The organism is Hamadaea sp. NPDC050747, from assembly GCF_040654195.1.
Lineage (GTDB): Bacteria > Actinomycetota > Actinomycetes > Mycobacteriales > Micromonosporaceae > Hamadaea.
This window is the reverse complement of sequence record NZ_JBFAHM010000011.1, coordinates 114,539-139,677: the sequence shown is the minus strand read 5'-3', so window position 1 is coordinate 139,677 and position 25,139 is coordinate 114,539. Positions and strand designations below refer to the sequence as shown.

Here is a 25,139-nt window from a genome sequence, read left to right as displayed (position 1 = left end):
CAAACACGCCACCCCGAGAGTCAGGGGCCTGCTGTCCGAGCCGCTGGGTGCACCCGCAGACGCCGTGGGCAGCATGGGACGACAATATGCTGATGCCCGCCTACTGGAACGCCGCCCGGATCATCAACCACCTGCACCGGGCCGTTCTGGCCGCTCATGGGTTTACTCGATCGGGACAGCGGTGCGAGCGGATCGATAACGGCCTGCATCGGCGTTTGAGCGTGCACACTCGTGCTTCGAGATCGCGGCCGCAGGTGCAGCTGGTGGTCTGGGTGGGGATCGCCGGGCTGCCCGATCCGGTTGCGGGCCACCGGTACGACGGGCTCGGTGGAACACCCCTGACGGCGACTGGGCGCCACAACTATCAGCTGCCGGTCAGCGAGGAGCCGCTGCCACCAGATCTGCTGGCCGACGTGGCAGGCCCGGTGTGCGACTTCCTGCTGCGGCCACACGATCTGGGCGACTTCACCGTCTGGGCGCAGGAGGTTTTCGCCGGCGACACGCATCCGGGATGGCGGGGGCGATTTCAGCCCGTGCTGCCACAGGGCACCGGTCCGCTGCGAGCCGCGGCATTGGCCGCGACGGTCCTGGGCGACGATCGTCTGGTCGAGTTCCTGGTCGCTCGGGTCGAGAACGAGGAACCCAGCGAGCACCGGTTCGACGGCTTCCTGCGCGAAATCCGCCAGCTGGGGGCCAACGTGCACCCACGTCGTCCGACGCGTTTGCATCCCACGGGCGCTGATCAGCCCTGCTCTGGCTGACCGGCCGGCAGGCGGTCAGACACGTGCTGGCTGCGCAGTGGGCGTTGCCTTACTTCCTGGATCTCGTCTGCTCGCGGCCGCGAGCAGTGCTGATCGACCGGTTCGTTCGACGGGTGGTTGACGGCAGAATCGAAGGCATGGCACAGCGCCCCGACTACTCGAACACCACGTTGTGCGTCGTCACCCTGCGCGAAGCCGTCTGCGCCCGCCCCGCGATGTACTTCGGCGACTGGCCGGCCGCCGACTGGCCGTTGGTCATGTGCGCCTGGACCGTGCACGAGCTCCTCGCCTACTCGGCCGAGGCGCCCAAGCGGGTGGACGTCACCCTCGGCATCGACGGTGTTCTTGCAGCCGCAGTGGATCAGGCGCGGCTGACTTGGCCGACCCGTGCCAAGAAAACCACGGTCGAAGAGATCGTTGGGCGTCGAATGTGGTGGGCCCAGCTTGGCCACTCGAACACCGTCACCATCCAGCAAGCAGGTCGGACGCCCGGCCCACCGAAACAAGTCGGCGACCTGCTGATCTGGGACGGCCTGCGGATCACCACCCGCATGGACCTCGATCCGGAAATGTTCGGTGTCCCCGCTGACAGCATGTGGCTCGACGCAGCGCCTCGCCTGGGCCAGATCTTCACCACCGACCGATTCCGGCTTCCCACCGACAGCCAGGTAATGATCACTAACGACGGAGTTGGGATCGTACTCTCCCATCCCAAGCTGTGGCCCGGCCTGATGATGCCCGATAGCGCATTACGCTCGCGCGCAGCGGTATCGCGAAGCGGTGCTCGCCGAAGTCGAGCGCCAACAGCCGGTCGGGGATGAACTCGACATCGTCGGCGATCTTGCGAATGTAGTAACGCATCACGGTGGGCGAACTGTCCTCAGGGAACCGCCATCCCCAGGACCCGTACCGGCCGAACGGATTGCTCAGAGCGCGGAGGACCGGTCCGTCGAAGTGCAACTCGACATAGTCGCGAACGAAGCAGACGGCGCTGACCTCCAGCCCGAGCAGGCGTATGATGCCGTCGGCCGGTCGTGGATCAGCCACGGTGGCCTCCTACCAGAGAGCACCGAATCGGCGCCCTGCGCTGTGGATATTGGGTGGGCTCCTATCGGAGGTCAGGGATAGGCTTCGACGATCTTGTCACCAAGGGGATGACCATGAAGCTTGCCGAAGCACTGTCCGAGCGCGCCAATGCCGTACGCCGGGTGGAGCAGTTGCGCACCCGCATTGTCGGATCCGCGCGCTACCAGGAAGGTGAGACTCCGGGACGCGGCACAGCTACTGGTCGAGGCGGGCGAGGTACTCGACAGTCTGCAGGAGGCTCATCGGCCGGATCAACCGGACCAATGCCGCGACCGCTGTAGGCGAAGGCACGCTGACCGAGGCCCTCGCGCGCCGCGACGTGCTGCGCCTGCGGCACGCGGTGCTCACTGCTGCGGCGGATGCTGCCGCGGGCCGGGACCAGGGGGTGTCGCGGTGCGGCAGTTGCGGTCGGAGCTGAAGATGTTCTCCGCGCTGCCGGTCGCCGAGCTGCGGACGCAGGCCGACGCGGTCGCCCGGAAGCTGCGTGACCTGGATGTGCAGGTGCAGCGGACGAACTGGGAGGCCGACCTGCTGGAGTGACCCGCGGGTAGACGTGGAGCAGGTAGCCGCCGTGGGAGGCGCGCGCAAGCCGCGGACCGGCGGCAATACCGGTCCTCTCCTGGCGCGTGAAGGGCAGCGCTGGGTCCAACTCCCCAACCACACTGCAGCCCCGCACCGTGCACAGGTGACAGGGCACGGCGCACAGCACACCACCAACGTGCAGATCCCGCGGGGGCGAGGGCGGGCAAAGGGCATCCACGTCCACGAGTCGGCAAATGGTGAGAACGAAGATCAAGATCTCGGCAATGGGCAGGCATGATCCCGAAGGCATCAATGTAGCGTCCCGGAGGTGCGGCGGTGACTCGCCACGTGGACCTAATCTCCGACGGAGAGTTGGAGAGCTCCTCGGTCGTGGCCAACTGCGCGATGAACCGCGAACGCGGGCTGACCGGCTCGAACGGGTACGGCCGTGAACTCGGCTTCGACGTGCTCGACGAACTCCGCCTCCGGCTACGTGACGACCACCGGCCCGTGCGCTGGCTCGACCTGTGCAGCGGGTCCGGCCGAGCACTGCTGGAGGCCGCTCAGCTCCTCGAACAGGAGGGGCTCACCAACCGGGCGGAGATCTTCGGCGTGGACCTGGTCGACTACTTCGTACCCGGTCTCCCGGTTCCGCCCGTACGCCTGGCCACGGCCTCGGTCACCATATGGCAGCCACCGGCAGACGTGGCCTTCGACCTGATCACCTGCGTCCACGGACTGCACTACGTCGGCGACAAGCTCTCGGTGCTGACCCGGATCGCCGCCTGGCTGACCGACACGGGGGTCTTCGCGGCGAGCTTCGACCCCACGAGCATCCGCCTCCAGGAGGGCAGCGTCGCGGGCCGGCCGCTCACCACCGCGTTACGGAAGGCCGGATTCGACGTCGACCTTCGGGCCCGGCGGATCCAGCGCCGCGGACGGGCCGAGGTCACCTTGCCGTTCACCTACCTCGGCTCCGACGACACCGCCGGCCCCAACTACACCGGGCAGCCCGCCGTTCACTCCTACTACAGCCGGCCGACGCCCAGCCGCGTTCGCGAAAGCCGGTCACGGTCATGACATGGGAGATCTCCGGCTGGAAGCCCGACTGGCAGTCGAATACCGCCGCCCTGCTGTCACAGCGCCGAGAACGACTGCGCTCGCTGCGAGGACACCGGATCGATGCCACCTGGCTCGTCTGGATCAATGACCTCGACGAGTGGTTCGCCGACCTGCCGGTCGTCCTGCAGATCGGCGAGCGGCAGCTCGAGGTCTGCAATCAGAAGTTCGACGACCTGTCGATCACCTGGAACACCATCGACGTCCACATCACCCCTATCGCCTGGGTGGACTGGTCGCTGACCTGGCGCCGCGACGCCCACCCGGCGCTCAGCCGGGCCGTCGGGCAGACGATCCGCGAAGTCCACATCAGCGAGCACCTGTTCACGACCAGCCGAGTCCATCCACCCGATCCACTGCAGCAGCACGACACCGCCGCCTGGCTGCTGGGCGGACTGGTCCTCGAACTCGACAACGGATACCTGCACGTCTTCAACGCGCTCGACGAGAACGGCCTCTCCGACGAACCACCTCAGTCCGGACCCAGCAACAAGATGATCACGGTCTGATCCGCTCAGGCCGAAGCCGAATCAGCTGACCACGTCGTCAGGCAGATGAGCCACGATAAGCGTCACGGCCTCATCGGCATTCGACGCCGTTCCGACAATGCTGGCATAGCTGCCGGCGTAGACCGTGTACGGCGGACCCGCGTAGCCAACGATTGGCAAGTCGTCGGCATCGTGCCATGGCGACGGCGTACGCAGGAACCGGAGTGTCCCGCGCGTCGGGAACGGATAGAGCCGAGCGAGCATCGGATGCCGGTAGGCGGCTTCAGCGATCGGCACGAGCGCGTCCTCATGGGCGCCCCGTGTATGCGGTCTCCGCTCAAGCAGCCATCGCCAGGCGGTCTCCACATCGCGCGCCTCGGACATCACTAGATCATCTTGCCAGGCGACACCGTTCACAAGCCGATCAGGCAGGAGCTCCAGCCAGATCGGCCCGCTCGACGGTGCCGACGATCTACTCGGCGACACGGAAACCCGGCAGTGGAGCGCGGTCTCGACTGGGTAATCTCCTAAGCGCCTGGCCAGAAGTCTTGTCCGTAACCCTGGGGTAGCTCAGCCCACCTCGACGCGCTGCTGGCGCGCCTCGGCATCGTAGCCATGCTCGCCAGCTGTGCGCCCCGCCGCTCTGTTGATCCTGGACCTTATGGTGGAAACTCAGCAGGGCGGAGGGGTATGTGGGTGGACCGACAGAAGTTGCGCCGGCTCGCGGATCGGCTTCCGGTCGCCGTTGCGTTTTACGGGTTGGGCATGTACGTCGTGGAAGGACTTCTTGGCCGCCAGCGCCGACTGGCCGCGGTCGGCATACTGTTCGTCCTGGCGCTGATCGCCAGTTGGGTGCTGCGCAAGGTGTCCGGGATGACGTGGCGCGAGGCGCTGTGGCCGCGACGGGCGCAGCTGCCATCCAGCATGACGTCAGTCGCTCAACTCGCCCAGGCTGGGCGGAAGCTCGAGGCCATGAAGATGTACCGCGAGCTCACCGGCGCAGATATCAAAACGGGCCTCGAAGCCGTGAACGCCATGATCGCCCAACGGGCACTCGACGAGCCGGCAACGAAGTTCGACCCGCACCTCTAACGGGTTGCCAGAAAGTTTGTCCGTAACTCGCCTGAGATGACGCGTACGCCGATGTGAAGGCCTCGTCGGGTTTGGATTCGGTTACCACACACGAAGCCGACCAGACGAGGCCACGGTCAGTATGCGCCCTCCGCACGTGTACGCCAATGTCACCGACGAGCAGTACCACGATCTCGTCGCCGCGCTGCACCGCCAGTGGCGCCAGGCGACCCGAGCGGTGATGGTGCTTCTGTCGACCGGCGGGATGAACGCCGCCGACATCGCCGCGCTGCTGCACTACGACCCGGCCACGGTCCGCCGCTGGATCGCCCGCCATGATCTGCAAGGCGTCACTGGGCTGGCCGACCGTCCCCGCAGCGGACGGCCCCGGCTGGGCAGCCGCCGGATCGGGCGACGGATCCGCACCCTGCTGAACACGCCGAAGGCATGGACCACCGCCCGCGTGTGGCGCGCTCGGACGCCCTGCGATGAGTCTGCGCACCGTATACCGGCGCATCCGTGAGCAGGCCACCTGGCGCCGACCCCGCCTGGTCGCCAAGGGCGAACCCGACCACGACCGCATCTGCGCCGACATCGCCGCACGCATCGCCGCGCTGCCGACCGGGTCGGTCGTCCTCGCCGAGGACGAGACCCACCTGGACCTGCTCGCCCGAGTACGCGCGTGCTGGATCCCGATGGGCCTGCGCCACCGGGTCATGACTCCCGGCTCCAACGTGCGCCGCACCCTGCATGGCGCGGTCAACCCTGGCCACCGGCGCATGGCACTACCACGTGTCGGTCAAGAACGTCTCGGTCGTGTTCTGCTACTTCCTCGACACGCTCCTGGACGCCTACCCCGACGCCCCGGTCGTGGCCGTGATCTGCGACAACGGCACCACCCACCACAGCGGGATCACCCGCAGGTGGCTCGCCGAGCACCCTCGCCTGCAGCTGGTCGCAGGCGCCCGCTACAGCCCACAGGACAACCCGGTCGAGCGGATCTGGGCCGTACTCAAGCAGTGGATCGCTAACACCGCACCAGCCACGATGGCCGGCCGGGTCCGGCAGGCCCACGCCTTCTTCCGTGACCGGACCCTCGAACAAAACCTGACCACCGCCGCGCCCTGGACCTCACCCTGGCTACCCCAGGGTTACGGGCAAGACTTCTGGCCAGGCGCTTAGCAGTAGCTGTGTGGAGGTCGCCCGACCTTCACACAGCACCAAGATCCATGGCGTAGCCGCCGAGAGCGCGCACCCGCTCGTCTACCAATCGCCCTGCAACAACGAGCTAGATCGGGTGTCCGAGGGGGACATGAACCCCATCGATGGCACCCGCGCCACGCACGAGTGCTCATGTAGGGCAGTACATCGGTTGAGCTGCAACGCTTTCAGACGATAGCCGAAAGTAGACTCTGCGGCGCCAGATACACGGTGGCTACTCCCCTACCTAAACACCACGTCGCCGACAAAGGCTGCTGGCATGCCGAGACACAGCATTCGCCGCGACCGCGCCGAACCCGTCTGCTCATGCCGCAGCGCTTCATCGCCAGTCGCGGCGACTATTCCAGCCGTCGTCACACCCATTCAGGTTTCGCAAGCGCCGGACGCTGGCCGCCGGGGAGCGTCGGCGCGACCGAGGCGACCGCCCAGGCGGGCAGGGTGAGGTCGATGTCGAGGACGCCGTCGTCGCCGACGGTCAGCGTGCTGCGGTGGAGGCCGTCGGCGACGTGGCGCAGCTCAGCGGCCTGTTCCCGCGTAATGTTGAGCGGGGCGCCCATCTGGTACCAGGCCTCGGCGACGTTCCCGTGCTCCCAGTCGAGGATCTCCACGGTGAGCTCGGTGCCCGGGCGCAGTCCCTCGACCCGGTGCCGGACGCGGCGCTCGGGGCCCATCTCGGCGAGAGCTCGCGTCTCGGCGTAGCCGTTGCGGGACGCGAGCCCCGTCGTGCCCATATCGGCGGGGTAGTTGTAGAAGATGGCAGACACGTCACCCGTAGCGGACGAGCGGGTGATGGCGCCGTCGGGCAGCTCGGCCAGGAGGCGGTCACCGAGGCGGTGGAGCATGGCCATCGCGTGGAACGTCGGCTTGTGCAGGCCGTTCTCGTTAACGAACCCGAAGCCTCCGTGGAAGGGGCCGATGCCGCCGCCGCCCTCCTCGAACACGTCGGTGAAGGTCCAGTAGGAGATCGAGTCGGCCAGCGGCGCGCCCTTGAGGAACGCACGGACGATGTACGCGGCGGCGAAGAGCGTGTCGTGGATCGCGTCGCGGCTCGACGGCGAGGTCGACCACTCGGTGATGTGCAGCTCGGCATCCGGGTACGGGCTGTTCTCGATGATCGTGCGCAGGACCTGCAGGTCGACGTACGTGGCGTCCTTCTGGCGCGTGATCGCTTTGAGGTTGCCCAGGGAGTCCGCCGCGTAGTCGGTCGGATACAGGTGGGTGGAGAGGAAGTCGATCGGCAGCCCGCGCTGCGCGCAGTACTCGATCAGCTCGTGGATCCACACCGGCTGCCAGTCGAGCTCGTCGGGGTCGGTGGCCACCGCGGTCTCGACCTCGAGCGACGGGTCGTGGATCTCTCCGGAGTAACGGGCGTCGGGGACGAATACGCTCGTCGACGGGCCGCCGACCCGCAGCCGGGGGTCGATGGCTTTGATCGTGCGCGCCGTGGCCTCGTATAGCTCGAAGTACTCGGTGCGCGTCCCGGTCCAGAAGTTGGGCACGAGGTTCGGCTCGTTCCACACCTCGAACGGCCACTGCCGCACCTCGTCGATGCCGTACCGCTCGATCCAGTGCCGCACGGTGGCGTCGACGAGCGCGACCCATTGGCCCATCTCCTTGGGCGGGCTGCAGTGCGCCTTCCACCAGAACAGGGTCTCGGTCTGGGTGGCGAGCTCGCGCGGCATGAACCCGAGCTCCACGAACGGGCGGGCGCCCGCGTCGAGGATCGCGTCGAACACCTTGTCGACATATGCGAACGTGTAGATCGGCTCGGGCAGCGGCTGGTTCGGGCCGAAGCCGCCGCCGTTGTCCGTCCGGTAGACGAACATGTCGTCGTGGAACAGGCCGTGGAAGCGCACGTAACGCGCGCCCAGCACCTGGACGGCCTCGCGGAAGTGCGCCTGCCAGTCCGCCCGCAACGCCTCATTCGCCCGGCCAGCACCGACGCACTCGTTCCACACATGATGCAGCGGCACCTCGGCGGGTTCCTGTCCGTCGATCAGCAGGGCTGACGTGGCCTGCTCAGTCATGAACAGCTCCTTCGCTCCGTCGGTGAGTAGGGCTTGCGAGCCCGGTGGGGTCGCTGACACGGAACCAGTCCACGTCGACGTAGCCCCCGGGCTCGGCAGTGGCGTAGTTGAAGAGGGCGAACCGGTACCCGGTGAAGTGCGCGAGGTCGTATTGCATCCGCAGGGTGTCGCCCAGCCACGTCCAGTTGCTGCCGTCGTACGAGTACGCGAACGACGCCGTGTCGACGGCAGCCCGGAAGTCGACGTCCGCGCGCAGGTAGACGACGTCCGCCCGCAGCGGCACCGGTGCGCTGGTGAAGGCGATGACACCGTCGCCGCCCGCCCGGCGCATCACCAGGCGCTTGGTCCCGCCCTCCATCGTCACGGCGATGTATCCGTACTTGCGCTGGTAGGCGGAGATGCCTGCGACGTCCCCGTCCTTCATGTGCGAGACGTCCAGCGAGATGGCGCCGGAGCTCGCGGGTCCGAGCGTGCGTTGGGTGAGCGTGTTGCGCGCATCGAGGATGCTCGACGCGATGCTGCCCGTGGTGAGCCGCAGGTGTCCGGGCCGCTCGGTGAGCGACCAGAACCGGTTGTCCGGGTTGTGGTTCCACTGCCACTGGAGCCCCAGGTCCGACCCGTTCCATGCGTTCTCGGCGGACTCTGCCAGGAGGTCCGCGTTGGCCGTGTTCCAGTGGCCCGCGCGCTCGAGGAGGTTGTCGAAGTCGTCCGAGGCGACGACGGCGGCCCCGTCACCGGCCGCCCGTGCGGCCGCCGCGGGCGCTTGCGGATGGAGAGCGAACACCGGCCACCCGTCGTCATCCCAGGTCACGCCGACGAGCTGAGGCGCACGACCCAGCGGGCCCTCGTCCTGGAACAGCATGGCGTACCACTGTCCGTCGGATGTCTGGACGACTCCTCCTTGGGCGACGCCGGTTCCGGGTCGGCCCCCGACCGTCACGGCCTGGCTGAGCACGACCCGGCCCTCCCACACGCCGCCGGCCGACTGCGGCGTCAGCGACGTCGACCGCCACAGCACCTCCTGGCGGATGCCACCCGACGGCCACTCGATCATGAAGACGTAGTAGTAATCCCCGATCTTGTACGCGTGCGCGCCCTCGGCGTTCAGTCCGCTGGTCTGGTCGACGTTGGCGTCCTCGACGAGCCGGGTCGCCCGGCCGTCCCAGGCAAGGGTCCCGTCGTCGTGCCGCCGCAGCCTGCGCAGGTCGATCGACCCGCCACCGTAGACGAGCCAGACGTCGTCGCCGTCGAACAGCAGCGACTGATCGTGGGCGTACCCGTCGAGTTCCGACCTGGTCCACGGCCCGCGCTCGATGTTGGGAGTCGAGTAGACGTACGTCTGCTGCGTGGTGAGGCTGCCGACCGACACGTAGTAGGTCCCGTCATGGAACCTGATGCTCGCTGCCCAGCTGCCCTGGCCGTACGCGTCCTGGCCGTTGCGTAGCGCCAGCGCGTCCGTGTCGTCGAGGATCGCCGCGGTGTACCCGGCGATGGACCAGTGCACCAGGTCGCCCGAGCGCATGATCGGGACGCTCGGCGCGAAGTACATGGTCGTGCTGACCATGTAGTAGTACCGGCCGTCGAAGATGACGTCCGGGTCGGGCACGTCCGCGAAGATGACGGGGCTGGTGACGTCTGCGCGCGCCTCGCCGTCGCGGATGTTCACCTCCGGTCGGTCCATCAGCGCAGCTCGAGCGCCACGGTGACGTAGGAGTGGGCAGGCAGCTCGACCTCGAGTCCCCGGTGGTGGGAGTGCACGCCGGCATGGTCGGTAGGGGCGACGGCGTCGAGCTGTTCGGGAGTGTTGTGCGCGTCGAGCGCCTTGGCGGTCAGCACCCGCGCGGTGTGCCCGACGACGTCGCGGCCGCGCAGGTCCAGCACGAGGGTGCGGTCCGTCTCGGCGTCGAGGTTGGACAGCGAGACCAGGGCGGTGTCGCCCTTGACCGACGCGGACGCCGAGACGAGCGGCAGCTCGGTCGCGCCGACGGCGCGAGTCTCGACGCCGCGCAGGTGCACCGCGAGGGCGGCGGCGTCGTGGTGGCCGGTGTTCATGGCGAAGACGTGGTACGTCGGGGTGAGCACGAGCGCCCCGCTCGCGGGGTCGGTGAGGATCATGGCCTGCAGCACGTTGACGGTCTGGGCGATGTTCGCCATGACCACGCGCTCGGCGTGACGGTGGAACGCGTCGAAATGCACGGAGGCGACCAGGGCGTCGCGCAGCGTGTTCTGCTGGTACAGGAACCCGGGGTTGGTGCCCTTCTCCACGTTCCACCACGTGCCCCACTCGTCCACGACCAGGCCGACCTTGCGGTGCGGGTCGTAGCGGTCCATGACCGTGGAGTGCCGGGTGAGCAGCTCTTCCATGCGCCGGGCGCGGGCCATGGTCACGTACCACTGGTCCGTGCTGAACCCGGTGGCGTCGCCCTTGTCCGACCACGGCCCGGCCATCGTGTAGTAGTGCAGCGACACGGCCTGGAACGGGCCCGCCGAACCGGCTCGGTCCGCTGCCAGGTCGTCGAACGAGCGCATGAGCGTCTCGGTCCAGTGCAGGTCGGCCTCGGTCGCGCCCGCCGCGATCCGGTACAGCAGGTTGCCGCCGTGGTTGCGGCAGTAGGTGGCGTACTGCCGGGCCAGCGACGCGAACTGCTCGGCGCGCAGGTTGCCGCCGCAGCCCCACGCCTCGTTGCCCAGTCCCCAGAACGGCACCCGCCACGGCTGCTCGCGCCCGTTCGCCCGCCGCAGCGCCGCCATCGGTGAGTCGTCCGCCCGGGTCAGGTACTCCACCCACTCCGACATCTCCGCCACCGACCCGGACCCCACGTTCCCCGACACGTACGGGTCCGCACCGAGCAGCTCGCACAGGTCCATGAACTCGTGCGTGCCGAACGCGTTGTCCTCCACCACGTCGCCCCAGTGCGAGTTGACCATCCGCGGGCGGCTCTCGCGCGGGCCGACGCCGTCACGCCAGTGGTAGTCGTCGGCGAAGCAGCCGCCCGGCCAGCGCAGGTTCGGGATCGAGATTGCCCGCAACGCCTCGACCACGTCCGAGCGGATGCCCCGCACGTTCGCGACCGGCGAGTCCTCACCCACCCAGAACCCGCCGTAGATGCACCGCCCCAGGTGCTCGGCGAAGTGCCCGTACACGTGCCGGCTGATCGTGGCGCCGGGCAGGTCGAGGTCGATCACTGCGATAGTGTTCGTCGTCATTGTCTTCCTATCAGCTGCGTGGTCCGTCATTGCAGGCCCCAGCGAGGAGCTCGCGGAAGCCAGACCCGCATCGGGCCGGGGGCACGGTTGCCCCAGGTCGAGAACGGGATCGCTGTTACCGTTCGCTCGTCGCCGAGCTCGGTCGCAGTGTCGGGGCCGTAGCGGCCGTCCGCGGCGTTGATCACGCGGCACCTCAGGACAAGCGTGTCGCGCTCGCCGACGGTTTCCTTCGACCGATTCGAGCTGGAGGGGCGCGTGGCGTTCCGCACGCGGGTGAGCAGCCCTACGCGCCTCCGCGGGTGGAGCCACGCACCACGAGACGGACGGGTGCGACGACGTGCTCGGCCGGGCCGGTCCAGCCTGCCATCTGCCGGCGTAGCAGACCCACCGCGGTCTCGGCGACACCTTCATGGTTCGCGTCGACGGAGGTGAGGCCGGGCGGGACGTAGCTCGCCATGTCGAGGTTGTCGAACCCGGCGAGCTGGACATCGACGGGCACACGAAGCCCGCTCTCTGCCAGGGCCGCCACGGCGCCGAGCGCGATGACGTCGGTGACGGCGAAGACGCCGTCGAAGGGCAGACCGGACGCGATGACGTCGAGCAGGGCATCGCGTGCATCCGCCGACGTGTAGTCGGAGACGGGCACCACATAGCGTGCGTCGACGTCTAGGCCGGCATCGCGAAGTGCGCGCTCCCAGCCCATGCGGCGGTCCGACGACATCATGTGCGCGGTGTCGAACGTGCAGCCCAGCGCAAGGATGCGTCGCGAGCCGTGCTCGATCATGTGCGCCGTCGCGAGGCGGGCGCCCTCTTCGTTCGCCAGCCGCACGTGGTTGAAGCGGTCGGGCACGTCACGCTCGCCGAGCAGGACGATCGGCTTGGGCGTGCGCACGCGGTCCAGTTGTTCGCGGTCGAGGCCGGCAACGGACAGCAGGACGCCGTCGTAGAACTGGAGTCGCGCGACGCTCACCGCCGCCATCTCATGCTCCGGGCTGGCGCTCGTCCGCTCAAGGACGAGGTGCCTCCCGTCGGCCTCGATCAGCGGCGCGATCTTGTCGGCGATCTCACCGAAGTAGTCGTGGAAGCTGGGCACGATGAAGGCGACGGTGTCGGTCCGTCCCGCGCGCAGGTGTCGTGCGGTCAGGTTGATCTCGTACCCCAGAGTCGCGACGGCGGCCATGACACGGGCACGCGTCGGCTCGCCGACCGGGAGGCGCTCGTTGAGTACGTTCGACACGGTCATGGCCGACACGCCCGCCTCACGGGCGACGTCCGCCATCGTCACCCTCGCCATGTGTATCCTCCTGTCCGCGACGTTCTGCCAGCCCAGCAACCTCTGACGAGAGGCTCGCGGCCCTCCCATACCGCGGGGTGCCGTCATATTATCGATAAAATACGGCTTGGCAAATGATTCCACCAAGCCTGACGGGGCGAGCTTATGGCGGCCCCGTGGTTGCCCGGCAGCATCCCACGCCTACGGCGCTACCAGGGTTACCGTCCCGCCGGCCTGCAGCAACACGCTGCGCCTGATGCGCACCTGCCCCTCTCCGGGCACGTCAATGCACCTCACGCGTCGCCAGGGCGTTCAGCACCACGCTCGACAGTACCCTGTCCCACCATTCGAGATCGACGGCGCCACCGCCCCGGGCGGGCGGTTCGCGTGCCTTTCCCGATGTCCATCCGGCAGGCAATGCCGGCAGGATTGTGAACGATGTCGGCGTACGAGCGACGGTACCCAGCCGGGTACGGCTGAACGTACCGAGCTTCTGCCTGATCCAGAGTCGACTGTCGTGACGCTGGTTGGGCATGCCGCCTGTCGGCGTTGGGTAGCTCGTCGTCCGTCGGAAGGGTCGGGTGGCGGCTCGAACCAGCGCGGCTGGCCGGCCGCTTCGCGCACGCCGCGCCGGGCAGCTGTCAGGTCCCTGGACCTGGCCCCACCAGGGGTACGGTCCGGGGCCCTACCGTCACCTGCTGGCTATGTGCCCGCTCTGGAAGGCCGACGACGGCGTATCCCTCGATCGAGCCCGTCCCTTTCGCCGTGACCTCGGCCTACCACCGCCACCGCCGAAGTGGCCAAAGTGAACGGGCAGTCACGCTGCGGGATCGATCGCGTACGGCGAGCTGTGTACGTTCAGCGGCTCTGTCGCTGATCTTGTGATGGGCGGATCACCGCTCCAAGATCTTCCGTGTGCAACCGTCGCATGTGGATGATCTGCTCCCACATCTGCGAGCGTTGGAGAGTCGGCTACGGCCGCGCAAACTTCGACCTACTCCGCAAACGCATCCGGCTGCGCACGTGACATCACAAGATCAGCGGCGGAGCCCGTTCAGCCGTACCTACCTGTCCACGCCAACCTGTACGCCGACATGGCGTCGTTCTGGAGGGTGTGGCACATGCGGCTCCTTGCGTGTGGACCGGGACGTCACGGCGGAGTCTCGGTTCGTGCGCGGGGCTTGACGGAACCCGATCGCCTCTCTACTTTATCGCTAAAATCACGCCGGGATTAAGACGTGAGGCCCAATTCGCGTCCGCACCGCACAGCTTCCGGTCAACATCGCCCGGACAGTTTTCTCCACAGCAGAGACGTCCGGACAGTTCTCGAAAGGAGAGACATGAAGCGCAACCTTAGACTCGGCGGCCTGCGCCGGGCCGGGCGGCAGCTCACCGTGGCCGCCTTGGCCATGGCACTGATCGCCCTGCCTGCCTGCTCGCCGGACAAAAGCGCGGACGACTCGGAAACGCTGAGCCCCAGCAACCCGACGACGATCTCGGTCTGGATCACGTCGGCCCAGCAGGCCCCGGCAGCCGACAACAAGATCACCAAGCTGCTCAAGGACAAGCTCGGTGTCACCCTCACGTACGAGATCGTCACGCCGGACAACGAGGACCAGAAGATCGGTGTCATGCTCGCGGGCGGTCAGTACCCCGACCTCATCGGCACCGGCGACCTGAAGCAGCGTTTCCTGGAGGGCGGCGCTCTCCAGCGCCTGGACGACATGCTGAAGACGGGGCACTACCCCAACCTCGCTGCGCACGTCAAGGACGACATCAAGAAGATGAGCTACGCGGGCGATGAGGTGGACAAGGGCCTGTACATCTTCCCGAACTACAACCGCTTCTACGGCGACGTCACCGGCGGCACCTACTACGGTCCCGCGTTCTGGATCCAGAAGCGTGTGCTCGCGGACGCCGGCTACCCGGATCTCAGCAACATGACGCTCGACCGCTACTTCCAGCTCATCTCGGACTACAAGGCGAAGCACCCCCAGACCAACGGCGCCCCGACCGTCGGCTTCGAGATTCTGGCGTCCAAGGGCCGCGAGTGGGGCATGACCAACCCGCCGGCGCTGCTGGCAGGCTCGCCGAACAACGGTGGCGTCATCGTCGACAGCAACAACCACGCGTCGATCTACGCCGACAAGGACGTCGCGAAGAACTTCTACAAGGTCCTCAACCAGCAGTACAACGCGGGTCTCGTCGACCCCGAGTCCTTCACCCTGACCTACGACCAGTACACCGCGAAGCTGGCCAGCGGCACCGTCCTCGGCATGCACGACCAGGGCTGGGACTTCGGGACCGCCACCCAGTCGCTGCAGAGCGCCGGCAAGGACGAGAACACCTACGTGCCCGTCATGCCCGTCTACGACGGGGTGACGCCCTGGTACGCCGACCGCGCCGTCATGAACATCAACCAGGGTTTCGGCGTCTCGGCCTCCAGCAAGCAGCCGAAGAAGGCACTGAAGTTCCTCGACACCATGCTCAGCGAGGAGTGGCAGAAGACGCTCTCCTGGGGCATCGCTGGCGAGGACTACCAGGTCGGCGCCGACGGCGTCTTCTCCCGCACGGATGAGCAGCGCAAGAACTACAAGGACATCACCTGGCGTTCCCACAACCGTCTCGACGCGCTGCTCGACATGCTGCCCAAGCACCAGGGCAAGTTCTCCGACGGCAACGCCTACAGCCCTGACGACCAGCCCGCCGAGTTCTACGCGACGCTGAGCGACTACGACAAGAACTTCATGGCGAAGTACGGCAACAAGAAGACCTGGCTTGACTTCATGAACAAGGCGCCGGAGAACCCCAAGTACTACCCGGCGTGGAACATCAAGCTCTCCGACGACGCCAACCAGGTCAACCAGCAGCTGACCGACACCAGCGTGCAGAACCTGCCGAAGATCATCGCCGGCAAGCCCGCCGACTTCGATGCCAAGTGGCAGGCCTACGTCGACGCCATCCACAAGGTCGACGTCAAGGTGTACGAGGACGCAGTCAACGCTGGTATCAAGAACCGTCTGGCCAACTGGTAACAGTCTGCGAGCAGTCGTGGTGGGGCGGCGTGCGCCCCCCACCACGACGCGTTCTCGATTACCACCCACTGCTCCTGACGAGGTTGGACAGATGACGGACGCCACGGTCAGCACCCCTGTGACCGCCACCGGGCTCGAACCGGCCCTGGAGCCCGCGAGCAACTCCCGTGCCCAGAAGCGCAAGGCCCGAAAGAATGCAGCGAAGGATCCCAAGCGCAGAATCACCTGGGACAGGGTCTGGGCGCAGCGAGCCCTGCTCGCGATGTCCGTCCCGCTGCTGTTGTACCAGATCCTGTTCAAGTACGTCCCGGTCTACGGCTGGTCGATCGCCTTCCAGCACTACAAGCCGGGTCGCGGCAGCATCTGGAACCAGCAGTGGGTGGGCCTCGAAAACTTCCACAACCTGTTCACCGGTGTCAACGGTGAGCGGTTCCGCCGGGTCGTGGTCAACACGATGGGACAGTCGGTCCTGACCCTGATCGTCGGGACCTTGGGGGCCATCGTCCTGGCGCTGCTGCTGAACGAGGTCAAGAACCTGCCGTTCAAGCGGATCCTGCAGAACATCACGTACATGCCCCACTTCCTCAGCTGGGTGATCGTGGCGAGCCTGGCATCGGTGGCGCTCTCGCTGCCCTCCTCCGGCGGGTTCATCAACCAGGGCCTCATGAGCCTGCACCTCGTCGACCATCCGGTCCTGTTCCTGACCGAGCCGAACTACTTCTGGGAGATCGTCGCCGGGACGAACCTGTGGAAGGAGCTGGGCTGGAACACGATCCTCTACCTGGCCGCGATCACTGCGATCGACCCGGGCCTGTACGAGGCCGCCGAGGTCGACGGAGCGGGCCGCTATCGCAAGATGTTCAGCATCACGCTCCCGAGCATCAGGCCCACGATCGTCGTGCTGCTCATCATCAACAGCGGCTGGATTTTGTCCACGAACTTCGAGCTGCCGTATTTCCTCGGCAACGGCCTGGTGTCCGACAAGTCCGAGACCATCGACGTCTTCGTGCTGCGCTATGGCTACCAGCTGGGCAACTACAGCCTCGCCGTCGTCGCGGGCATCTTCAAGACCATCGTCGCCGTCATCCTGGTGGGCTCGGCGAACCTAGCGGCCAAGCGCCTCAACCAAGAGACGCTGGTCTAGGAGGACTTCATGTCAGGCACCACTGTCGCGAAGCCTCTGGCGCGGCGCGCATCACGAGGCGGGTCACGGCGTCGCAAGCGGACGGTCGAGCAGATCATCTTCACGACGCTTAACACGACCTTCCTGCTGGCCCTCGCGGCGCTCATGCTCTACCCGCTGCTGAACACGCTCGCCATCTCCCTGAACGACGGCAACGACGCCGTCCGTGGCGGGATCGGCATCTGGCCTCGGGACTTCTCGCTGCAGAACTACAATGTCGTGTTCAACATGACCACGATCTACCAGGCGTTCTTCATGAGCGTCCTGAAGACGGTCGTGGTGGTGGCGACAAACCTGTTCTTCACCTCGATGCTCGCCTACGCGCTCAGCCGCAAAGAGTTCATCTTCCGCCGCTCGATCACCCTGATCTTCGTGCTGACGATGTACTTCGACGCCGGGCTGATCCCCAACTACCTGCTCATCAGGGACCTGGGCATGCTGAACACCTTCCAGGCCTACTGGGTGCCGACGATCATCAGCGCGTTCAACCTGATCGTCCTGCGCACGTACATGAAGTCGATCCCCGACGAGATCATCGAGTCGGCACGGATGGACGGCGCGGGCGAGTTCCGCATGTGGTGGCAGATCGTGATGCCGCTGTGCAAGCCCGCGCTGGCCGTGGTGGGTCTGTTCGTGGCTGTGGGCAGCTGGAACGCCTGGCTGGACACCCTGCTCTACAACTCGGGCGATCCGGCGTTGTCCACCCTGCAGTACGAGTTGCAGAAGCTACTGGCGAGCTCGATGAACGCCGGCATGAACTCCGTGGCCGCCACGGGCAGCGCGCACTCTGGCGGGCAGGTCACCACACCGATCGCGCTGCGGTCGGCGATCACCATGGTGGCGGCCGTCCCCATCCTGTTCGTCTACCCGTTCCTGCAGAAGCACTTCGTGTCCGGTCTCATGATCGGCTCCGTGAAGGGCTGACGGCGCCGGGCTCCCGCCCACCGCGGCAGGCCGACCCCGTCCTCAGGACCCGCAACTCCGGACACTGAAAGGCGCCGACCATCTTCCGTTACAACCCCGCGTCGCGACTGTGGCGCATCCTGGACTCGCTCGGCTCCGTCATCGTGATCAGCCTGTTCTGGCTCGTGAGCCTCGGCCTTGTCGTGACGGCGGGAGCGGGAACAGTGGTCGCCTACGAGGTGTGCCGCCGGTACGTCCTGGGCAAGGACGCAGGCCCCTGGGCCATCGCCACGAAGGCCTTGCGGCAGAGTTGGAGGCAGGCGACCGTCATCGGCCTGCTGGCCGTCCCGGTCGCGGCCGTCGGCATCCTCACGCTCTCCTACCTGCCCACTCTCGGGCTGGCCGAGGTCTGGGTACCGCTCATTGTCGTCGGGCTTTTCCTCCTGCTCCTGGTCTTCTGGTGTCTCCCCCTCGCAGCCCGCTTCACCAACCCCACCTGGCGCCAGGTGCTCAACGGGCTCACGTTGGGGCTGACGACGCCCAGCCTGACGTTCCTGCTCGGGATCGCCGTGGTCCTCGGGGGCGTCGCCATCTGGAACTTCATGCCCGCGGTGTTCGTGGCGCCCGGCCTGATCCTCCTGTGGTGGTGCTACCTGCTCGAGCGGTTCTTCGTCGCCCGAGGGTACGTGCAACCGGAGCCGAAGGAGGCGGAGGTCTGACGCTCTCCAGCCGTGGACCTGAGTTGTCTCGGGGTGAGGCTCCGTCAAGGCTGAGCATGCCCGGCGATGTCGGTCAGTGGCGTGGACCGCCGATCACCCCGGGTCCACGCCGCCGAAGTCGTTCTTCGAGAGCCTGCCGCGCGAGCTCCAGGAGGCCGCTCAGATTGACGGGCTCGGCTGGTTCGGCATCTTCGTCCGGATCGTGCTGCCGCTGTCGAAGGCCGTCTTGGCGACGATGATCCTGTTCTCAGCGGCGGGTGCTACCTCGACAGGGTCTGTGAAAGGAGTAGTTGTGGAAGTCCTGACGGACTACGTCCTCGGGGACACGATCGCCCGCTACATGCAGCCTGGTCCGGGCGGGCCGGTGGGAATGATGCTCTTCCCGGCATCAATGGCAGGCCAGGTCGCCGAGAAATCGTCTGCCATCGACTCGCTCGTCCAGATCAAGACCGTCGGTGACACATACCCGGGCGGTTCGGCCGGTCGTTCGTTGCGAAACGGAGGCACTGTCGCCACGCTCACCCTCGAGTCGCAGTTCGAGGACAGGACCGACGCCGGTGTCACGGTCGTGACCCTCCTGCGCACGCACCAAGGGTGCCTCGTCGAACACCATCTGCGGTGGCAATCGGGCGAGGCTGCGCTGGACTCATTTGCTGTGCTTCGCAACGAGGGACCGGACACGGTGACGCTAGAGCTGCTCTCGTCGTTCTCGCTCACTGGTCTGACGCCCTTCGCCGGCGACGATGCCCCAGGCGATCTGATCCTGCACAGGCTGCGCAGCGCCTGGTCGGGTGAGGGGCGTCTGGTGTCTGACCACGTCGAGGACCTGAGCCTGGAGCCAGCCTGGGCCAGCTGGGAGCGGTGCCTGCGCTTCGGTCAGGTCGGATCTTGGCCAGTGCAAGGGTTCTTCCCGACGGCGTTCCTCGAGGACAGCCGCGCTGGCGTCTGCTGGGGCGTGCAGATTGCCCACCCGGCCTCGTGGCAGATCGAGCTAGGCCGGACGGACGCCGCCCTCAACCTGTCGGGCGGGCTAGCGGACCGTGAGCTGGGCCACTGGACGAAGAGCGTGGCTCCCGGGGAGGAGTTCCGTACCCCCGTCGCATACCTGACGGTCACGCAGGGTGGAGTGGACGACGCCGCCCACCGGTTGACGGCTCGCCACCAGCTCTTCCTGGATGTGCCCGCGGTCGAAGAGGCTCTGCCCGTCATCTTCAATGAATACTGCACTACCTGGGGTTCGCCGTCGCCGCAGAACCTTGGTGCGATCGTCGACCGGCTTGCGGGCAAAGGGATCCGATATCTCGTCATCGACAGCGGCTGGTACAAGGCCGAGGGCAGTGAATGGTTCAACGGTCACGGCGACTGGGCACTGGATCGCCGAACGTTCCCCGACGGGCTGACCGAGGTGCTTGATCACGTGCGGTCCGCCGGGATGATCCCCGGCATCTGGTTCGAGTTCGAGACGGTCGGCTCCCGGGCCACGTCATTCACGCTGACCGACCACCTGGTCAAGCGCGACGGCGTTCCCGTCACCGTAGGCGGCCGGCGCTTCTGGGACTTCCGCGACCCGTTCGTGATCGGGTACCTCAAAGACCGGGTGATCGACTTCCTCAAGGCCAACGGCTTCGGCTATCTCAAAGTCGACTACAACAACAGCATCGGAATCGGTTGCGACGGAGCAGAGTCCCTCGGTGAGGGGTTGCGACAGCAGATGGCCGCAGTCCAGGGCTTCTTCCGGATGATCCGCGAGGAGATGCCGGAGCTCGTGATTGAGAACTGCGCGTCCGGCGGCCACCGGCTGGAGCCCTCGATGCTGGCCCTCACAAGCATGTCGTCATTCTCGGACGCCCACGAGTGCGCGGAGATCCCCATCATCGCCGCCAACGTGCAACGCGCACTGCTCCCCCGGCAGAGCCAGATCTGGGCAGTGCTGCGCGCGCAGGACTCCCCACAGCGGCTTGCGTACTCGCTCACCGCGACCATGCTCGGCCGGATGTGCCTATCGGGTGACATTCACGAGCTGAGTGACGAGCAGTGGGCTGTGGTCTCCCGGGCAATCACCTTCTACAGGGCGGCGGTCCCGGTGATCAAGAACGGTGTCAGTCACCGTTTTGGACCGAAGGTGAGCAGCTATCGGCACCCCGAAGGGTGGCAGGCAGTCCGGCGAGTGTCCAACGACGGCGCCCAGATCCTGGTCGTCGCTCACCGGTTCGGAGCCGCTGAGCGAACTCCGATCGAGGTTGCTTTGCCACCGGGCAGGTACGAGGTCAGCGACCTCTACTCCCACCGCGGGATCGTGGTCAAGCTGACCGAGGAACTAGTAGCCGTGGAGCTGAATGAGCCGTTCTCTGCCGCGGCATTGCTGCTCACGCAGACCGAGTGAGATTTGCCAGGAATCCCGATCCGCGCCGGCTGCCGTAATTGGACTCGCCACCGTCTCGCAAGGTAATCGCACCCAGACGCAGACCTCCAGGTACCGATAGAAACTCTAGAAATCGAGATCATCAATGGCCAGCAGCGCTCTTTCTTTCCCCGTCCCTGAGGCTGAGGTTACCGGCATGGAGCTGCACGTCGCGAAGTCTGGTTCCGACACCGCCGCCGGAACCGCGCAGGCCCCCCTGCTCACGATCGGTGCCGCGGCGGCGCTGGCTCAGCCGGGGGACACCGTCGTCGTGCACGAAGGCGTGTACCGCGAGTGGGTGAACCCGCCGCGCGGCGGTACGGCTGCTGCGCCGATCACCTACCAGGCTGCGCTGGGCGCGGATGGCCTGTTCGAGAAGGTGACGATCTCGGGTGCCGAGGTGATCGCCGACTGGCATCCGCACGCCGGCTCGGCGGGCCCGGTCTGGGTGGCGACCGTGCCGAACTCCCTGTTCGGGTCGCACAACCCCTACCTCGAGCGCATCGGTGGGGACTGGTTCTTCGACCAGGTCAACACCTGGCACACAGGCGAGGTGTATCTCGACGGCAAGTCGTTGTACGAGTCGCTGACCATGGCCGGCATCGAGCACCCCCAGGTCACCGTGGACTCGTTCGACCAGGCGGGCTCGCTGCTGACCTGGTACTGCGAGGTGGGCGACGACGTCACCACGATCTGGGCGAACTTCGGGGGTGCCGACCCGGCGGAGCACCAGATCGAGATCAACGCGCGCAAGTTCGTCTTCTGGCCCGCCGCCACGGGCATTGACTACATTACGGTTCGCGGCTTCACCCTGACGAAGGCCGCCACGCAGTGGGCCCCGCCCACGGCGCTGCAAGAGGGCCTGATCGGCCCGCACTGGTCGAAGGGCTGGGTGATCGAGGACAACACGATCACCGACTCGAAGAACGTCGGCGTCTCGCTGGGCAAAGAGGCCAGCACCGGGCAGAACGAGGCCGCCGCAGGACCGAAGGGCGCCAAGGGCGGCACACAGCGCGAGCGCGAGGTGATCCAGCGGGCGCTCGCCCTGCGCGGGCCCGCTGCGGGCGAACCACACCCGTGGGACCGGGATCACGTCGGCTCCCACACGGTGCGCCGCAACACGATCCGGGACTGCGAGCAGGCCGGCGTCGGCGGGCACCTGGGGGCGGCGTTCTCGACCATCAGCGACAACCACATCTCCCGCATTCACGTGAAGCGTCAGTGGCACGGCGCCGAGGTGGCCGGCATCAAGCTGCATGCCGCGATCGACACCGTGATCAGCGGGAACACCATCCATCACACGCACCGTGCCCTGTGGCTCGACTGGCAGGCCCAGGGCACCCTGGTGCGGCGCAACGTCTTCTACGCCTCCACCGCCGAAGACTTCATGGTCGAGGTCTGCCACGGCCCGTACCTCGTGGACTCGAAATGCTCAGCGCCGAGCGCGGCCATCGCGTTTTCTTGGCGCATCGCCCGAATGGAGAGCTCATGACCACGGCCTCGTCCACCAGCTACGCACCCGCGGTGCCCGAGAAGCACGGGATGGCGCCGATCGCCATCCCCGCACAGCCTGACGCCATCGAGCTCGGAACCGGGCAGCTGCCGAACGCCTCGGCACCAGAGGCTTGGCACAGCGAGTACGGCAGCATGTTCGCCCGCAACGTCGGCATCGCCACGCTCACGCCGTTCCTGCCGGATCCGGCCAAGGCCACGGGCGCCGCCGTGATCGTGGCTCCGGGCGGAGGATTCATGTCCCTGTCCATGGAGAACGAGGGCTGGGACGTTGCGCGCGCGCTCGCGAACCGCGGCGTAGCTGCCTTCGTGCTGAAGTACCGGCTCAAGCCGACCCCGGAGGACCTTGACGACTTCGCCGTAGCGTTCAGGGCGATGCTGGCCGGACCACGTCCATCGGACTGGCATGACCCAGCCACCGCGCTCCGCGCCCTGGACCCGCAGATCGCCGACGCCCGCGCAGCGTTCGCGCTCGTGCGCAGCCGAGCGTCCGAGTGGACAATCGATCCCGAGCGCGTCGGCATGGTCGGCTTCTCCGCCGGTGCCATGCTCACCGTCGGCACTGCCCTTGTCGGCGAGGATGCGAAGCCGGCCTTCATCGGCGATATCTACGGTCCGCTCACGGCGTTCGAGGTACCCGACGACGCGCCGCCGCTGTTCATCGCACTTGCCGCAGACGATGGCCTGATCGACCCGAGCGGGTTCCCGCTAGTGGAGAGCTGGCGCGCTGCCGGGCGGCCCGTGGAGCTCCACTTCTACGAGCAGGGCGGGCACGGATTCGGCATGTATCCGAAGGAGACGACCAGCACCGACTGGTTCGACTCCTTCGTGAGCTGGATGAGGATGCACGGTCTGCTCGAGCACCCCGAGGCGACATCCGCCTGAGGCGACCTGCTCCTGCGAAATGGCACCCAAGGCAAGCTCGGGTTGGCCGGTGGCCAAGGACAAGCTCCACGCCGACAAGGCCTACAACAGCCATGGCCTACGCACCGAGATACGCCGCCGGGGCATCGCAGTACGGATCGCACGGAAGGGCATCGAGTCCTCTACCCGTCTGGGCCGCCATCGATGGATGGATCGTCGAGTCGTGCATGTCGTGGCTCATGCGATACCGGCGACTCGTCCGCCGCTACGACCGCAAAGGCGACCACTATGAAGCCTTCGTCACCATCGCCAGCACCCTGATCTGCTACCGACGCCTCACCAAATGAGACACGCCCTTGCTCATAAGCAGGAAAGCAGGGGCAGGCGGCGGATCTGCTGGGTGGTGGGTGCCGTCGTGCCACGTGACGATGATGTTCAAGGAGTCCAGCGTGCCGGTGGCGGTTCCCTCGCGGAAGGCGTACCCGCCCATCGCAGCGCCGAGTGGCACGCTCAGCCCGCTCGTCGCGTACCCGGTCCTCATCGCGTGATCACCCGCATCAGGAGGCCGGCCCGACCCGCATGCGGGCCTGTCCCGCTTCGATCGCAATGTCCACCATGTCAGCCATGCCTGGCATCGTAATACCGGTCTAGACCGATAACCAATTCGGGGTTAGTCTGCTCCCGATCGCACCTCACCTGGTAACCATCCATCGATGGACGATCGGAGCCGACCGTGCCAATCGCTCAGCTCGACATTCACCCTTGGACCCCGTCGCGACCCCTTCGATCGGCGCCCGCGTTGCTCGCCGCCCTCGTCTGCGCCGCCGCCTGCATCGTCATCACCGCCTCCCCCGCGTCAGCCTCGGCGCTGCGCGTCTACACCGGGGCGCCCGGTGTCTACACCGTGCAGCCCACCTCCACCAACGACCATCCCATCGTCCACGACCTCGACGCCGGCATCGTCGTGCCGGCCGGAACGACGAAGTACCTGAGCAGCAAGCTCATCGTGTCCCAGGCCAGCGTCGTCACCGAGACATCGCATCTGGTCTATTGCACCCAGGCCGGCTCGTCGACCCTGGTCGACCGGCTGGTGTCGGGGCAGAACGTGCTGGCCGGGGCATCGACCACGATCCTCACCCGGGGGATGATCACCGCACCCAGCTCAGGCAACCTGACCTGCGCTCTCAAGGCGATCTTCATTGACCATTCGGGCAGCTCCGATCCGGAGTCGATCAGGGTCGAGAGCTCGACCTACGTCGAGGACGTGTTTGGCGTACTAGCCGCTTCGGCCCAGACCTATCAACCGACGCGTACGCGGGTCGACACCGGCTACTACGCAGCCTCGGTCACGTTCACCGCCCCGGCCGGGGTGACGAGCATCCAAGCCATCGGCGACGTCAACGTCACCACCTGCTACGGATCATCGCCCGAACCGCTGTGCGCCGGCGGCCGGTTGACCGGCGGGTACGCCTACGTCGGCACTCAGCTCGTCGTGAATCAGCTCAACAGCAACGGCTCGGTGTGCGTCACGACCACCAACGGCGACCTGGCCGGGGTGACGGTGACCAACACCGTCCACCACTTCAAGATCAATACGTGGCATACCAGCGTTCCGGTGAGTGCAGCGTGTACCTCCCGCGACTTTCAGGCCTCGACCCGGGTGACCGCCAACACGGGAGCCGAGTCGATCATCGTCGAGGCCAACCATCAGTCCCTCACCGCCATGTTCGTCGCCTGACGTCTACCG

23 protein-coding genes and 2 pseudogenes are annotated in these 25,139 nt (G+C 66.8%); 18 read left to right on the top strand and 7 right to left on the bottom strand.

Annotation, left to right across the window (positions count from 1 at the left end):
• Positions 1-47: 47 nt before the first annotated feature.
• The 6 genes from AB0H43_RS26235 to AB0H43_RS26210 all read left to right on the top strand — a co-directional run bounded on the left by AB0H43_RS26235 (position 48) and on the right by AB0H43_RS26210 (position 3,997).
• A complete protein-coding gene (locus AB0H43_RS26235) occupies positions 48-761 on the top strand; it encodes a hypothetical protein (protein WP_360003379.1) in 714 nt (237 codons plus the stop codon).
• Positions 762-784: 23 nt separating this feature from the next.
• Positions 785-1,582 carry a hypothetical protein gene (locus AB0H43_RS26230; protein ID WP_360003377.1) on the top strand — a complete coding sequence of 266 codons (798 nt, stop codon included), beginning with the start codon at positions 785-787 and terminating at the stop codon, positions 1,580-1,582.
• Positions 1,583-2,088: 506 nt separating this feature from the next.
• Positions 2,089-2,265, top strand: coding sequence for a hypothetical protein (locus tag AB0H43_RS26225; protein WP_360003824.1), 177 nt, complete (start codon positions 2,089-2,091; stop codon positions 2,263-2,265).
• Entirely contained in the window at positions 2,241-2,387 is a 147-nt protein-coding gene (locus AB0H43_RS26220; protein ID WP_360003375.1) for a hypothetical protein, read from the top strand. Before AB0H43_RS26225 ends, AB0H43_RS26220 begins: the two co-directional genes overlap by 25 nt.
• A gap of 318 nt (positions 2,388-2,705) precedes the next feature.
• The gene (locus tag AB0H43_RS26215) at positions 2,706-3,449 is read left to right on the top strand and encodes a methyltransferase domain-containing protein (RefSeq protein ID WP_360003372.1); all 744 of its coding nucleotides are present in this window, start codon (positions 2,706-2,708) and stop codon (positions 3,447-3,449) included.
• Positions 3,446-3,997, top strand: a complete 552-nt coding sequence (locus tag AB0H43_RS26210; RefSeq protein WP_360003370.1) for a hypothetical protein — start codon at positions 3,446-3,448, stop codon at positions 3,995-3,997. The genes AB0H43_RS26215 and AB0H43_RS26210 overlap by 4 nt, the downstream gene beginning before the upstream one ends.
• Before the next feature lie 21 nt (positions 3,998-4,018).
• Here AB0H43_RS26210 and AB0H43_RS26205 read toward each other — a convergent pair whose 3' ends face one another.
• Positions 4,019-4,360: a DUF6193 family natural product biosynthesis protein gene (locus AB0H43_RS26205; RefSeq protein ID WP_360003368.1), complete on the bottom strand. Its 342-nt coding sequence runs from the start codon at positions 4,358-4,360 to the stop codon at positions 4,019-4,021.
• Positions 4,361-4,672: 312 nt separating this feature from the next.
• On the opposite strand from AB0H43_RS26205, the gene AB0H43_RS26200 reads away from it, so the two are divergent.
• Together AB0H43_RS26200 and AB0H43_RS26195 are read left to right on the top strand one after the other, a co-directional pair.
• Entirely contained in the window at positions 4,673-5,068 is a 396-nt protein-coding gene (locus AB0H43_RS26200; RefSeq protein ID WP_360003366.1) for a hypothetical protein, read from the top strand.
• Positions 5,069-5,189: 121 nt separating this feature from the next.
• Positions 5,190-6,229, top strand: a pseudogene (locus tag AB0H43_RS26195) (IS630 family transposase).
• Between the two features lie 392 nt (positions 6,230-6,621).
• On the opposite strand, the gene AB0H43_RS26190 reads toward AB0H43_RS26195, so the two are convergent.
• From AB0H43_RS26190 to AB0H43_RS26165, 6 genes are all read right to left on the bottom strand, one after another.
• Positions 6,622-8,295 (bottom strand): hypothetical protein, encoded by a 1,674-nt coding sequence (locus tag AB0H43_RS26190; protein WP_360003364.1) that lies wholly within the window; start codon positions 8,293-8,295, stop codon positions 6,622-6,624.
• Positions 8,288-9,976 (bottom strand): glycoside hydrolase 43 family protein, encoded by a 1,689-nt coding sequence (locus AB0H43_RS26185; protein WP_360003362.1) that lies wholly within the window; start codon positions 9,974-9,976, stop codon positions 8,288-8,290. Before AB0H43_RS26185 ends, AB0H43_RS26190 begins: the two co-directional genes overlap by 8 nt.
• A complete protein-coding gene (locus AB0H43_RS26180) occupies positions 9,976-11,502 on the bottom strand; it encodes an alpha-L-arabinofuranosidase C-terminal domain-containing protein (RefSeq protein ID WP_360003360.1) in 1,527 nt (508 codons plus the stop codon). The genes AB0H43_RS26185 and AB0H43_RS26180 overlap by 1 nt, the downstream gene beginning before the upstream one ends.
• 26 nt (positions 11,503-11,528) lie before the next feature.
• A complete protein-coding gene (locus tag AB0H43_RS26175; RefSeq protein WP_360003358.1) occupies positions 11,529-11,687 on the bottom strand; it encodes a hypothetical protein in 159 nt (52 codons plus the stop codon).
• Positions 11,688-11,785: 98 nt separating this feature from the next.
• Positions 11,786-12,781, bottom strand: coding sequence for a LacI family DNA-binding transcriptional regulator (locus AB0H43_RS26170; RefSeq protein WP_360003356.1), 996 nt, complete (start codon positions 12,779-12,781; stop codon positions 11,786-11,788).
• A gap of 277 nt (positions 12,782-13,058) precedes the next feature.
• Positions 13,059-13,310, bottom strand: coding sequence for a glycoside hydrolase family 95-like protein (locus AB0H43_RS26165; RefSeq protein ID WP_360003355.1), 252 nt, complete (start codon positions 13,308-13,310; stop codon positions 13,059-13,061).
• 805 nt (positions 13,311-14,115) lie between these two features.
• Between AB0H43_RS26165 and AB0H43_RS26160 the strand changes: the two genes are divergently transcribed.
• The 10 genes and pseudogenes from AB0H43_RS26160 to AB0H43_RS26115 all read left to right on the top strand — a co-directional run bounded on the left by AB0H43_RS26160 (position 14,116) and on the right by AB0H43_RS26115 (position 25,130).
• A complete protein-coding gene (locus AB0H43_RS26160) occupies positions 14,116-15,810 on the top strand; it encodes an extracellular solute-binding protein (protein ID WP_360003353.1) in 1,695 nt (564 codons plus the stop codon).
• A 91-nt stretch (positions 15,811-15,901) separates the two neighbouring features.
• A complete protein-coding gene (locus AB0H43_RS26155; RefSeq protein ID WP_360003351.1) occupies positions 15,902-16,954 on the top strand; it encodes an ABC transporter permease subunit in 1,053 nt (350 codons plus the stop codon).
• Positions 16,955-16,963: 9 nt separating this feature from the next.
• Complete coding sequence (locus AB0H43_RS26150; protein WP_360003349.1) at positions 16,964-17,917, top strand: carbohydrate ABC transporter permease; 954 nt, start codon at positions 16,964-16,966, stop codon at positions 17,915-17,917.
• A gap of 143 nt (positions 17,918-18,060) precedes the next feature.
• Positions 18,061-18,615: a hypothetical protein gene (locus AB0H43_RS26145; RefSeq protein WP_360003348.1), complete on the top strand. Its 555-nt coding sequence runs from the start codon at positions 18,061-18,063 to the stop codon at positions 18,613-18,615.
• A 76-nt stretch (positions 18,616-18,691) separates the two neighbouring features.
• Positions 18,692-20,998 (top strand): alpha-galactosidase, encoded by a 2,307-nt coding sequence (locus AB0H43_RS26140; RefSeq protein ID WP_360003346.1) that lies wholly within the window; start codon positions 18,692-18,694, stop codon positions 20,996-20,998.
• A gap of 175 nt (positions 20,999-21,173) precedes the next feature.
• The gene (locus AB0H43_RS26135) at positions 21,174-22,508 is read left to right on the top strand and encodes a right-handed parallel beta-helix repeat-containing protein (protein ID WP_360003345.1); all 1,335 of its coding nucleotides are present in this window, start codon (positions 21,174-21,176) and stop codon (positions 22,506-22,508) included.
• Positions 22,505-23,413, top strand: a complete 909-nt coding sequence (locus tag AB0H43_RS26130; protein WP_360003342.1) for an alpha/beta hydrolase — start codon at positions 22,505-22,507, stop codon at positions 23,411-23,413. Before AB0H43_RS26135 ends, AB0H43_RS26130 begins: the two co-directional genes overlap by 4 nt.
• A 61-nt stretch (positions 23,414-23,474) precedes the next feature.
• Positions 23,475-23,739 (top strand): annotated as a pseudogene (locus AB0H43_RS26125) (IS5/IS1182 family transposase); the annotation flags it as partial.
• A 75-nt stretch (positions 23,740-23,814) separates the two neighbouring features.
• Positions 23,815-23,940, top strand: coding sequence for a hypothetical protein (locus tag AB0H43_RS26120; protein WP_360003340.1), 126 nt, complete (start codon positions 23,815-23,817; stop codon positions 23,938-23,940).
• A 185-nt stretch (positions 23,941-24,125) separates the two neighbouring features.
• On the top strand, positions 24,126-25,130 hold the full coding sequence (locus AB0H43_RS26115; protein WP_360003338.1) for a hypothetical protein: 1,005 nt from the start codon (positions 24,126-24,128) through the stop codon (positions 25,128-25,130).
• Positions 25,131-25,139 lie beyond the last annotated feature (9 nt).